This window comes from Anaeromassilibacillus senegalensis (assembly GCF_001261775.1).
Classification (GTDB): Bacteria; Bacillota; Clostridia; order Oscillospirales; family Acutalibacteraceae; genus Anaeromassilibacillus; species Anaeromassilibacillus senegalensis.
Genome location: NZ_LN868535.1, coordinates 300,430 through 313,847 on the forward strand (window position 1 = coordinate 300,430; position 13,418 = coordinate 313,847).

The following is a 13,418-nucleotide window of genomic DNA, read 5'->3' on the forward strand; positions in this document are numbered from 1 at the left end:
AGGAAAAAACGGGATGTGATCGATTTATTTTTCAATGAAACAGAGTTTCATTTTTATCCTGTACAAAACAGACGATATCCTCCACACGGCAATCCAGAATTGCACAGAGGGTATTCAATGTCTTTAACGTGATATTTTTCCCCTGCTTCATTCGGAACAGAATATTGGCGGAAAACCGGTATTGTTTGATCAACTGGTACTCTGTGAACCTTTTTACCTTTAATGTGCGATAAAATGGTGCATAACTGATCATAGTGCGTCACCTCTTTGTCGACACTTGTCAACATCTGTCAACACTTGTCATACTCAATTAATTGACTGCTGTACCGTTATTCGCTATAATAAAACTAGGATATTTCTCATTTTCTCCGCAATTGGGTCAGCAGCTTTCTTTTCCTTTGTTTCTTTTTGCCAAAATGCCAGCGGGGGACTCCCCGCATGCATCTCTTTCCAAAATGCTGTACTGCGGAGAATCCCCTGCCATTTGCAATTCAGCTTTCCTGCTGATTGGCTAAAATGCTATCGCTTATAAATGCTTTTTCTCTTTGCTGACTCCCATCAATTTAATCAAATGCAGGACGGTTTCCGCTCGTTCATCGTCGAGCTGCCGGGTCGCCTGTATCAATTCCATTTCAAAGGTTGACGGATAGAGAATTTCCGCGTCCTGTCCGAAAAATTCGGAAAGAGTGATTCCCAGCGCCTGCAGCAGCTTTTCCAGCAGGGAGACGGAGGGTTGGCTGATGCCTTTTTCAATGCGATGGATGTGATTTTCTGAAATGCCAGTTTCTTTGGCCAAGGCATATACGCTTTTGCCTTTGTTTATACGGAGTTTCTTTAAGTACACGCCTATCTCCATTCTCTATCCTCCATGCTCTGATACTGCACTTTCTATTATAGTATGAAAAGAAGAAATCGATAATACATATTGTGGTTACTTTTCTACAACTATATAGATGTGCTATTGTGGTCAATATTTTTCACTAACAAAAAAATGAAGGTGGTTATAACCATGGAACTGAATGAAGCTTTAAAAGAACTCCGCGTCCGGGCCGGACTGACCCAGAAGCAGATTGCCGACATGCTCTCCTTGGACCGTTCCAGCTATAGCTATTATGAAACGAGCAAAAGCCTACCCACTGTCACATCTTTAAAACGACTTTCCACGCTGTACGGTGTTTCCATGGATACGATGATGGGCGGACATCGGGACAAGCTGGAGGAAGAGATTGCCAGTTCCGTGCCAATGCAGGCATTTGCCACTTCCGGCCAGGATGTGCGTGAAATCCTTCTCGCAGCACATAATATGGACAAAGAATCGTTTGAAGCCTTTGTGCGTTCCACTTTACAACCGCATAACGATTAAATTTTTTTGCGCAATTTTTGTTCCAAAAATAAGTAACAGGTATATTTCTTTCTTGTCCATATTAAACTATAATCCATCAAAAATTGCAAACAATATAACAGCGTGTCCCTGGGAGCAGCAAACCCCCTCTTTTTCTTGCTGAAACAGAACGCCCCCCACAGCTTTTGCTGTGGGGGGCGTTCTGTTGATTTGATAAAAAATTTAAGACTTGCCAGCAGATCGCAGGTATGTTCTTCCTTGCATCCCCGCGGTGTTTTTCATGGAAGCTTTTTTACAATCGGGCACATTCAAACGCTCTTTGCAAGTGGAAGGGTTCCGCCACTTCCGTGCTATGCTGGACTGGATTTTAACCCGGGACTTTCGGCCGCGACGCGCTTACCGCGAAGGCCTTTTTAAACAATTGTGATCACACAATGCTTTTGCGGTTCCCCATTGGGCATTTGGGTATACACGCCGGTGCTCTGTCCCGGTGCGCCAATGGCATACACCCTGTAATAGAAATCGTTGCCGATCCTGGCTACAAACTGGGTCTTGAGTACATTGCCGTTGCCTACCGTGAAATACGGGGCCGCGTTGCTGCCATTGACAACCGTCATCTGAAAGCAGTATGCGCTGCCTCTTTGCAGGGTACAGTCCGCTGTGGTATCGGAAACCACACTGGCTGCCCGTGAGGCGTTCACGCCCGCGACAGCCGTGCCCTCTGCGCCATATGTATTGGTGTTGACGGGTGTACGGGCAGACTTTTCGCCGCTGCGGATCCCGGTATCTTTGGAGGCCAAGCCGTTCAGCGCCTTCGTCAGGCGCCGGTTGGAAGCGTCAACCTCTTCCTGGGTTGCCTGGTCGTCTGCAAAAGTTCTGTTTGCATCCTCCAGCGCGGCCGTCAGGGTGCGCACGCTGTCCGCCGTATACGGATTGGTGTCGACAGCTTCCGCCTTGTCAATCGTTTCTTTGAGTGCCTCTTTGTTGGGGATGAGGCGCAGGCGCGCCATCGCCTCCACAAGGGCAGCCTCCGCATCGTCAATCGCTTTCTGGGCCGCGTCTGTATCCGCCAGAACGGTATGCGCCGCTGCCAGGGCCGCCGTGAATTCCGCCTTGCCGGTCTCCAGATATGCCTCGAGCTTCAGCGCCTCCGCTTCCGCAATTCGGGCTTCCAGGCCGCTCCTGTCGGAGAGGCGGACCAGATTTTCCAGCGCGTCGTTCAGTTCTTTTGCCGCCGCATCGACGTCAACCTCCAGCGCATTTTCCGCCTCGACCAGCTCCTTCGCAGCCGCATAGGCCGCATCGAGCGCCGCCAGGCTGTCCGCTGTGTAATCGCCGCGATCCAGCGCATCCGCAACTTCCATGAGCACGGTCAGCTTGGACTTGTCGCCCTCCGTAAAGCTGAGGTAATGCAGTGCGTCGATCAGCGCAAACATCGCGTCGTCAATTTCTTTCTGGGACGCGCTCGGATTGGCTTCCACCGCCTGCGCGGTTTTAAGGGCTTTTTCATACTTTCTCTGTACCGCCGGGACGGATGCCGCCGCTTCGTCGGCGCAGCCCTCCGCAATTTCGATTACGGAACGCAGATTCATCTTATTCACCACAATAAACTGAAACGCAAGGGTTGCATCTGTGTTCGGCATGGTAAAGTTGTACGCAAAGATTTCGCCGTCCGCCAGTTTCAGCGGTTCGCCGTTGAGGGTTGCGCCGGCAAGTTCCCTGCCGTCCACATAGGGGCGGAACGCCAACGCAACCTCGTCCTTTGCCATTACAACGTCCTTGTATGCGCCGATCAGATCCGGCAGCTTCTGGCTGATGCCGTCCACCGACAGGCTGACGTTTTTGCCGTAGGTAACGGTGAGCATATGCTCCGCGGGAATACCCTCGGATACGGTGAGGGTAACCGGCGCGGTGTAAAGGTCGTACTCTGTGCCGCCCATCTGGGACTTGACGCGCAGGGATACCACCGCTGTGCCCGCCTTGACGCCGGTGACGGCACTGCCGGATACCTGAATCAGTTCGCCGCCTTCCAGTACCACAATTTCCGGTGCGTCATAGCTTACAACATCCCGCGCATTGGTTTTACCCACCGCCTTGAGGGACAGGGTTTCGCCTTCCGCCAGCGTATATGCGTTCTGTTCCGCCTCAACCCCGAACACCGCATCCTTTGACCAGTCCGCGTAATTGGTGGTAAGGCCGTTGATGCCGTGGTCAATTGCCCACTGGTAGGCGCTCTGGCTGTTGTAGGTCCACGGCCAAAGCGTCATGCCGCGTCCCTGCATCTGCTGGACAAACGTCTCGTTGTGGATCGCGCCGTAGGAGGGATTGAAGGTGCTGTTCATCGGCAGAACCTGATTGAGCGCCTTACGAACGGTGACCATCGGGTTCGCCGTGTTGACGCTGCCCACGCCGCTCAGGTAGCCGATGGACATTGTGGGCATCTCGTCCAGCGTGATCGGCACGCTCTTGGCATTGAAAGTGATACAGCAGACCTGGTCCTGCATATCGAATTCTTTGATCATATCGGTGCAGGCCTTCTCAATGCCCTCGGAATTGTCCTTCAGCTCCAGGAAGAGCACGAGGTCCTTGCCTTTGATGTACTCCAGCATCTCCCGCAGGGTGGGGACCGGTTCCCCCGCAAATTCTTCCCCGTAGTAGGAGCCCGCGTCGAGCATCCGGACCTGCTCCAGCGTCAAGTCGCGCGGGCGGCAGTTCTGGCGCGTCACACCGTCTGTGAACACACTGTCTGAAATTTGGGTGTTGGTCAGGATGTCGGTCGTGCGGGCAAAGGTGTCGTCGTGCAGGACGATGACCTCTTGATCCTTCGTCAGGTAAACGTCGTTTTCAATCATTTGCGCGCCGTACTCTTCATATGCCATCCTGTAGCCCGCCATCGTATTCTCCGGCGCGCTGCCCGGGGTGCCGCGGTGTCCGATGATAAAGCTGCGGCGGGTCAGGGTGCGGCCTGTAAAACATTCCGCCAGCGCCGCCAGACGCGCCGGTTCCGCGGTAATCACGCCGTTCGCGCCGGACTGGACCGCGCGGAAAAGGCCGGTCGTCGTGTCGTCGGAAACCACCCAGACGGACAACAGCAGGCGCTGCATCTGTTCCACGACTTCCTTGTTCGCCGCGGACTGTTTGAGGATGATGTTCTTGGCGTTCGCGCGATTCGCCGCGCCGACGGCATCCGCCGCCTGCGCGCGGGTCAGGGTTTCCGCATCCAGCATCAGGCTGGCGCGCGTGGTTGGAGCTTTGGCGCGGAATTCGCGCAGCAGCTCGCCGTTTGTACCGGCAACCTGCAAATCCTCCAGCTTGTTTTCCTCAATATAAGCCGCGAGCGCGTCCGCCGTCTCCGCATCGTCCAGCTCGATCAGCAGCAGCGTTTTCCCGTAGAGCTGATCCATACAGTCCTGTATGCCGCCCAGGCGGACTTCGCCGCTGTAGAGCGCGAGTCCATCCTCTTCCCGTTCCGCGCGGAGCATCAGGCTGCTGGTCACTGCGTCGGCCATTTTGGCTTCCGCGTCGTCTAAACCGGTCAGGCCGGAGGCGATCACGGTCGGGGCAGAAACAAGGTTGTCGCTCAGGCTCTTCACCATCGCATAGTCGTTCTCCGGTTTGGGGAGATCCGGAAGCGCTTCCGGGTTCAGGTGCACGGTAAGGTTGTCGAAGCGCACCGTCACCAGATTGGATTGCAGGCCGATGTCGCCGGTAGAAAAATCGGCTGCCTTGTCGGTAAAGATCAGTTCCTTGCCGTCGATCCACTGCTTGACCCGATTGCCGGTAGCCGTCACCTTAAAATGGCGGGTCAGGCCGTCGTCCATTTTGCCGGTGAAGGAGGCGGTTTCCCGCACATCCCAGGCGCCGCCCGCCGTCATTGCCGCAAATTCCACGCCGTTGGTCGCGGTGGCATCCTGCCGAACCGCAAACTGGTAGTACGGCTTGTCCTGATCCTGCACGCGGTACATGATCGAAGCCCAGCGCGCGGAATTGCTCGCCTGCATGAAGGTCACATCTGCTTCAATGATATAGTCGCCCGCGCCCTCCGGCATCGGGATGATCAACCTTGTGTTCGGCTCCATCTCCAGGAAGTGGTTTCCGTTTTCCTCCTTGACCGCACAGCTGCCGCCAAGCTGTTTCCAGTCCGCGGGAAGCGTTCCGTCCTCAAAATCCACGGAGAGGAACGGTTCGTCGCCGGCCTGCGCATGGCTGGCCACATGGGAAATCGCCGGTACCTGTTCCTGCGCCGCTGTCGCGGGAAGAATACCTGCCAGTGCGGTCAGCTGTAAGGCCGCCAGCAATGCGCAAAGGGTTTTTCTCAGTTTCATCATTTCAACCTCCAAAAAATCGTCTCAAAATCCTTTTTGCCGGTTCTTAGGATACCGCGTTTGTATTAGGAGCAGATCAAGAACAGGTAAAGTGGACTTTAGAATACAAAATATGGCAAAAAACAGAAGGAGCGCCCCGGCCAGTTGGCCGGGGCGCTCCCCAATCGGGTTGCCGCGTCTATCAGAAGGATGATCCGATTGACTCTGCTTTGCAGAGGCTGAAAACCACTTTACTTAGCCGATAGAAACCGTACAGTGTTTGACGGGACGTACAACGTCGTTCGCACCTGCGGTGTCTTTCAGTGGCTGCAATCAGCCAATGGTTACCGTGCAGTGCTTGACAGCAGCAGCGCCCGGCAGCGCGGTATAAACGCCGGTGCTGGCGCCCGGTGCGCCGACCGCCCAGACTCTGTAGTAATACTCGTTGCCGATCTTTGCTACAAATTGGGTCTTGAGCACGTCGCCGTTGCCGACGGTGAAGCTCGGGGCTGTTCCGTTGCCGTTCACAACCGTCATCTTGAAGCAGTACGCGCTGCCTCTCTTCAGGGTGAAGTTCACAGTGGTGTCGGAGACGACGCTTGCTGCCTGTGCAACATTTGCGCCCACGATCGCCGTGCCCTCAGCGCCGTATGCGTTGGAAGGTGCGGAGGAACCGCCGGAGGTCTTGTTTCCGCTGGGCTTGCTGCTGCCCTTCGGCACCAGGCTGTTCGTGACTCTGGTCAGCTTCGTGTTGACCGCGTCAACTTCTTCCTGGGTCGCCTGCGGGTTGTTGAGGACGTCGTTCGCCTCGCCCAGCGTATCCTTCAGGTCGCGCACGCTGGCTGCCGTGTATTTGCTGGTATCGATGGCTTCCGCCTTCTCGATATTTTCTTTGAGAGCGTCCTTGTTGGGGATAAGACGCAGCAATGTCATCGCACTCGACAGTTCATTTACCGCGTCCTCGATCTCCTTCTGGGTGGCGTCCGGATTCTCCATAACCGCGTGGGCCTTCTCCAAAGCCGCCGCGAACTCCTCCTTGCCAACCTCGAGATACTTGTCGAGATCCAGGCCTTCAGCCGTGTCGATCTTGTCCGCCAGGTCGCTCTTATCGGTGATTCTCACCAGGGTGATCAGCGCTTCGTTCAGCGCTTCCGCCGCCGCGTCGACGTCCACTTCCAGCGCGTCTTCCGCGTCGACCAGTTCCTTGGCCGCCGCATAGGCTGCATCGACCTTGGCCAGGCTCTCCTCGGTGTAGAAGCTGCGGTCCAAAGCGTCCGCGATGTCCATCAGCACGGTCAGCTTGGACTTGTCGCCCTCCGTGAAGCTGAGGTAATGCATCGCGTCGATCAGCGCGAACATTGCGTCGTCAATTTCCTTCTGGGTTGCCGTCAGCTTTTCTTCCGCCGCCTTGGCTTCCTTCAGGGCTTTTTCAAATTTCTTCTGTACAGACGGAACTGTACCTGCCGCCTCGTCCGCGCAATCCTCCGCAACCGCGATCACGGAGCGCAGATTGGTCTTATCCACTACGGTGAACTGGAACGCAAGGGTGGTATCCTTGTTCGGCATGGTCAGGTCGTATACGAAGGAACCGGTGTCTTTGACCTGCAGCGCTTTGCCGTTGAGGGTCACGCCTGCAAGTTCTCTGCCGTCCAGACGCGGACGGAACTCGAGGGACAGCTTGTCGCCTGCCATCACAACGTCCTTATACGCGCCGATCAGGTCTGCAAGACGCTGATTCTCGCCGTCGATATACAGGCTGACATTGTTGTTGTAGGAGGCGGTGAGCATGTGCTCGGACGGAATATCCTTTTCATATTCATCCGCCGGAATGACCTTAAAGTTCTGTACCTGCAGACCGGAGTTGAAATTGCGCAGTCCGATCATGCCATAGCTATACGCTTCGTCTTCAACTGTGTAATACTCTACGCCGTCGACGGAAGCCGTAATCTTGTTGCCGATGACTTTGACTTCAAAATCATACCATTTGGACGGATCAATCTTGAAGCTGTGGTCGTTCATGATGGAACGCCATCCATAGTGGATGTCGCCGGTTTCCAGGCCGCTGGCCGATTCGCCGGTCAGCTCTTTGGCATTGTAGTTGATGCCGGATACATAGCCGTACTGATCGTCCTGGCCCACTCCGAAGTCGGAGCAGCGGAAAATATAGCCCGCATTGGACTTGATATCATTGCGAACATCAAGCTTGATCTTGGCCTGGATCACATAGTCGTCCCATGTGGCGTAGCCGTCGACCATCTTCTTGCCCTGCGCACTCTTCAGGTTAAGCGTATTATCCTTAACGGAGAAGTCGCCGCTGATGATGTTCCAGCCGTCCAGGCAGCCATCGGAGAAGTTTTCTTCATAGATAAACTTATCCTTGACCACGACGTTGTCAAACGCCGCCGCGCCTTCCAGAATCACAAGGCCAGCTTTGCCGTTGAGGAAATCATTGTCAATTACGGTGAGCGCCGCTTCCTTTGCACCATCCACATAGACGCGCAGCGCGTTGTTGACCGCGCGCACCTTGAGATTGTAGGCGGTATCCGCCGCGACGTCCAGATCGGTTTCCGCCAATACGGTTTCCACACCGCTCATGGAGCGGATGACCTGGAGTTTATCCGCCTTTTCATCCAGAACCACATAGTAGCCGGAGAGGCGTTCCTTCTGGGTAATGGCGCGAACCGCGAGGCCCGCTTTGCCGTCCGCCGCCGGAGTCACATCCGCGGAGAACTCGTAATCGGTCCAGCCCGCGTTGCCGACCAGCGCCGTTGCTTTGCCGCTTGCCGCCATCTGGCCGTCCTCGCTGCTCCAAGCCGCACCGGTCGCCGTCCACTCGGCGATGCTGCCGTTTTCAAAGTCCGCTTCATAGCGCGGCGCGGTGGAAACGACTACGTTGTCAAAGACGCCCTTGCAGCGGAAGCCGCGCAGTGCAACGCTGCCGCTCTGGTAGGTGCCGTCATACACATCGACGCGCGGTTCCGTCTCGTCGTCCAGATAGACGCGGATTCTGGAGCCGACCGCGACCATACGCAGTCTGTGGGTTTCGCCGACCGCGACGGGAGCCTTCACATTGGCCAGCTCCGTCCAGCCGTTGCTCATGCGTCCGACCTGAATATAGCCTTCGCCAATGCCTGCGTAATAGCCGTTGGCTCCGTCGACATTGTCCTTGTACTCGCTGCCGCGGATGATCAGGCCCATGTTGCCGTTGGTGCCGGGCTTAACTTCCGTCAGGGTAATATCCGCTTCCGCGACAAGATCGGTGGACTCGGTGTTCTTGATGATCGCCTTGTTGCCCCAATCCGCCTCGACGTAGAGGTTGTTGTTCTCGTTGGAGCCGTTCCAGACGCCGTCGGATTTGTTGGTATCGTTCGGGCGGTCTTTGTCGCCCTTGATGATCTCATAGCGCTTGCCAAAGGTTTCGTTGGGTCTGCCCTGCGTGGTGCCGGAGCCGATATTGAAGGAATCCACAAACTGGACGTCCGCCTGGACGTCGCCCGCTGTGAGGACTTCATAGCTCTCCGGCGCAACCGTCACGCTGCCGCCGATCGCCTGTACAGAACCGGTGAAACCGCTGTAATCGTAGAGATCGATGACCGGGACCGGGTTGCCATCTGCATACACGGTGACATGATCGTCAAAGAAGACCGCCTTCAGGTTGGAGGCGTCCGCTTCCGCCGTTGCTAAAACGGTTCCGTCCGCTTTGGCCAGCACGACGCTGCCGTCTTCCACGCCGACCTTGTAGCCGGTGTTCGCTTCCGCGTTGTAGCGCGCATAGAAGCCCGCCGCGCCGGACTCGACGCTGAAGTTGTTGGTTTCGGGGGTAACCGCTTCCGTTGTGGCCAGGTCTTCCGGATTCAGGATGACCATCGGGTTGACGGCGTAGCGGCCGTTGCCTTCGTTGTACATACGCACGCCGTTCGCGTTCTCCGCGTCTTCCTTGACGGAATAGGAGACGGTCAGGGCGTTGTTTTCCGCCAGCTCTGCCTTCAGAGCGTCCAGCACGTCCGCCGGAACGCTGAGGTTGAGCAGGTAACCGAAGTTGCCCGCGCTGGCGCCGTTCAGTTCGCCCTTGGGCAGAGTCAGCGTGCCGCGGATGTCTCTCGGGTTGTCCGGGAGGAACACGGTGTTGACTTCATGGCCGTTGATGGAAACGGTCACATCGGAGGGAAGTTCGCTGCCCACGGTTGTCTGAGACAGCTTGGAGTTGCTGATGCCGTGGTTGACGGTTTCATCCTTCAGGGAGGACGCTTCCGCGACGACGCGCATGCCGTTGAGGCTGTCCACATCGAAACCGGCCGGCAGGGTGTACTCGTAAGTGACCGCACCCACGCCGTTTTTCACGGTGTTGGAGGCTGCGGCGGACTGGCGCAGAACCGCTGTCTCTTCAGACAGGATGCTGACCGCCGGGGAGTCCTTGCCGTTGGTCACAATGACGTTTGCAAAGTTCTTGGAAATCTTTTCGCCGTTGCTCTCGATCCAGAGGGTGATGGTGCCGACGCACTTCTGATCGGGCAGCGTGAAGGAGATCGTATGGTTCTCACGGGTGTACGGCGCATAGGTCAGAGCAAATTCGCCGCTCTTTCCGGTGGAGATGTTGTTGCCGTAAATGTCCGTCGCGTCAAAACGCCACTTCAGGACCGGGTTCTCCAGCGCTTCGCCGGACCAGTTGATCGCGACCGCCGGTGCGGAATACTGCGTGCCGGGGGCTACGACCAGCGCCGGGTTGATGTCGAGACCGACATAATGCTCCGGATTGGTCAGGTCGTTAATACGCATGTCGCCACCGTACGCCACTTCGTCGTAGCCGAAGATCTTGTCGCGGCGGTCATAGGTCAGGATGCCGTTGCGCTCGTATTCCACGTCGAACGGCTCGGTGTAGACAAAGCCGTTCAGCTTGTCGTACTGGCGCTGGATATCGGTCTGATACTTGAAGCACCAAGATACGTCGAAGTCGCCCGCGTACGCGTCGACGCCGCCGTATTCGCTGTTCAGCCAGGGCTCGGTTTCCTGCTTGAAATCGCCCCAGAAGTTGTTGCCGGAACCGGGATAGGTGTCGCGCTCACGGTTGGCCACATCGTTTTTGGAGTTCTGATAGCCCTTCGGATACATATGGAAGGTATTCAGGTCGGTCGGCTGGATATGGTCGTTGTTGCACGGGCTCATATCCTCAACCAGCAGATTCGGGTTGATATCCTTGGTCTTGTAGTACAGGTACTGGATCCACTCGTTGGTGGTCATGCCGTCGTCGGCTTTTCCGCCGTTGTGGTTGATGCCCCATGTCTCATTGAAGAGCATGACGGCGATCACGCTGGGATGGTTGTAGTCGCGGTTGAGCATCTGCTCCAGCGCGTACTCATAGACCACGCGGCCCGGGGTTGCGCCGTTGTTGGACTTTGTATTCATATAGGTGGCGTGCGGCATATCCTGCCACACAAACATGCCCAGGCGGTCCGCCCAGTAATACTGGACCGGGTCCTCAATCTTGAGGTGTTTGCGGATCATGTTGAAGCCGCGGTCGCGCATCGCCTTGATGTCATATTTCAGCGCTTCTTCGCTGGGAGCGGTATAGACGCCCTCTTCCCAGAAGCCCTGATCCAGCAAACCGGACAGGAAGACCGGCTCGTTGTTGACATAAATGTACTCATAGTTTTTGCCGTCATAGATTTCCGTGCTGACTTTGCGCTGACCAAAATAGGTGGCAACGTTGTCCAGCTCGGTATCGCCGTCCAGCAGCTTGACGGAGCCTTCGTAGAGGTTCGGGGAATCATAGTTCCACAGCTTCTGGTCCGCGATGGCGATTGCATCCAGGGAGACCAGGTTTTCGCCCGCCTTCAGCGCGATTTCCTGCGTGCCGCTGATGGTGGAACCGGTTTCGATGTTTTCGCCCTTTTCGTCGTCCCACAGGACGCTCTTGAAGTCATACGCGACGGTGACGGTCTTGTCGGCGTCGCTCTGGACCTTCAGTTCAAACTGGACGGAGGAATTGTCCACGTCCGGGTTGGCATGCGCATACTCCAAGTAGGTGCTGCTTCTGCCTTCCAGGTAGACGGTCTGCCAGATGCCGCTGGTGTGCGTGTAGCCGCAGGGTGCGTTGTGGCCCTGCTTGCCGACCAGCGCCGGGTATTCGTCCTTGCCGTAGGAGGCCTCGTCGTTGACCATCAGGGTAATCTTGTTGTCGCCCGCATTGACAAACTCGGTGATGTCGAATTCAAACGGGGTGTAGCCGCCCTCGTGGTCGCCGACCTTTTCGCCGTTGACGTACAGGGTGCAGAACCAGTCGACCGCGCCGAATTTCAGGAAGACCTTTTCGCCGTCAGCGACCCAGGAGTCGTCCAGGGTGAGGTCTCTCTCGTACCATGCGGTGCCGAGGTAAGAGGCGTTCTGGATGCCGCTGGCCGGGGATTCCCACGGGAACGGCACATTGATCTTGAGGCCGTAATTTTTGGACTCATACCACTTGTCCGCTTCTCCGGCCTTATCCGGATCGAAATCAAAATCCCAGACGCCGTTCAGGTTCATCCATTTGTCGCGCTTCCAGTCCGGGCGGGGATGCTCGCTGCGCGCGATGCCGCTGCCGGATTCAGAGGTAACCAGAATATACTGTTCGGTATCGCTGATGTAAGCGTCCTTTTGCAGCCGGATCTTAAACGCACCGGGATTCAGGGAATCCGGAACACCGAGAACCAGTTCCGTCTCGGTTGCGGAAACGGTCTCCATGACCGCCTTCGGCTCCAGAGAGCTGCCGCCCAGGGTAACAACCTCAGCGGTGGTGTCTTCTGTAAAGTTCGAGCCAGTCAGCGCGATCGTGCCGCCCAGGCCCAGATCCTTATCGAGCTGCGCGTTGTCGGTGTTCATGTCTTCCACGATCGGGCCAGCGTAGTTGGCCGGAAGGTAGAACGCGGTGGTCGGGACCAGCGTTTTTTCCATGCCCTGGTCGTTGGACCAGCGCAGGTAAACGTGGGAGCCGCCCGTGGCTTCAAACCAATCCATCTTGAACTCGTAGGCCTGTCCGGCTTCCAGGTGGATGGGCTTGCTCTTCTGCTCAACATCCCACTGGTTGACCCACCAGTCGATGATCGGGGTTTCCATATTGTCTACATATACACGGGTTCCATTGTCCGTATAGGCATAGAACGTGTACTCGCCTGTCTCCGGCGCGACAATGCGGCCGGTCCAGCGCGCGCCGCACCAGTCGTTTTGGCCGGTGCGCTGTGTCAGCATGCTTTCTGTATCGCTGAATGCGATATTGGGGTCTACATAAATGCCCTTCAGATCGGTGAAGGGGAATCCGGATGCATCCCTTACCAGATAGTATTCCGCCTGTAAGCCCTGATGCGTCAATGCGCCGTCCTGTGCCGGAGCGGCGGACGCGACAGGCGCCAGCATGGTGAAGACCATCGCCAAGGAAAGGACCAGACTCAGCAGTCTTTTTTTCATAGAGCTCCTCCTTACAATATCATTCCTGACGGCGGCTTTTTGCGAAACTTTTGTCTCCCCCTCCCTGCCGCCTGCCGCCCGCGGCTTGGATTATTCTCGCAACAAATTGCTTGCACATTCAGTTTACACCAGATATTTCCAGAAGTATTTGTGATTTTTTAGCTGTTTCGTTCGATTTTTTGATTTCTTATGCAAGATTATAAAAAAGAACCGGCGGGGACGGCTGGGGGTGAATATGGTTGACAGGAATAAAACGGCCTCCGCATCCAAGACTGGACGCGGAGGCCGTTTTATTCTTATACCGACTGCCAAATCAGATTTCACGCCGCGCGGAT

5 protein-coding genes are annotated in these 13,418 nt (G+C 56.1%); 1 reads left to right on the forward strand and 4 read right to left on the reverse strand.

Annotation, left to right across the window (positions count from 1 at the left end; genetic code table 11):
- Window positions 1–31: 31 nt before the first annotated feature.
- Both BN2106_RS01710 and BN2106_RS01715 read right to left on the reverse strand, forming a co-directional pair.
- Entirely contained in the window at window positions 32–253 is a 222-nt protein-coding gene (locus BN2106_RS01710; protein ID WP_050696841.1) for a helix-turn-helix domain-containing protein, read from the reverse strand.
- 273 nt (window positions 254–526) lie between these two features.
- Window positions 527–856 carry a helix-turn-helix domain-containing protein gene (locus BN2106_RS01715; protein ID WP_050696842.1) on the reverse strand — a complete coding sequence of 110 codons (330 nt, stop codon included), beginning with the start codon at window positions 854–856 and terminating at the stop codon, window positions 527–529.
- A gap of 153 nt (window positions 857–1,009) precedes the next feature.
- Here BN2106_RS01715 and BN2106_RS01720 point away from each other — a divergent pair, with 153 nt between their 5' ends.
- Window positions 1,010–1,363 carry a helix-turn-helix domain-containing protein gene (locus tag BN2106_RS01720; RefSeq protein ID WP_050696843.1) on the forward strand — a complete coding sequence of 118 codons (354 nt, stop codon included), beginning with the start codon at window positions 1,010–1,012 and terminating at the stop codon, window positions 1,361–1,363.
- 392 nt (window positions 1,364–1,755) lie between these two features.
- Here the strand turns inward: BN2106_RS01720 and BN2106_RS01725 are convergent, their stop codons facing one another.
- The gene (locus BN2106_RS01725; protein WP_050696844.1) at window positions 1,756–5,667 is read right to left on the reverse strand and encodes a glycerophosphodiester phosphodiesterase family protein; all 3,912 of its coding nucleotides are present in this window, start codon (window positions 5,665–5,667) and stop codon (window positions 1,756–1,758) included.
- Window positions 5,668–5,979: 312 nt separating this feature from the next.
- Window positions 5,980–13,083: a 3-keto-alpha-glucoside-1,2-lyase-like domain-containing protein gene (locus tag BN2106_RS01730; RefSeq protein ID WP_050696845.1), complete on the reverse strand. Its 7,104-nt coding sequence runs from the start codon at window positions 13,081–13,083 to the stop codon at window positions 5,980–5,982.
- Window positions 13,084–13,418 lie beyond the last annotated feature (335 nt).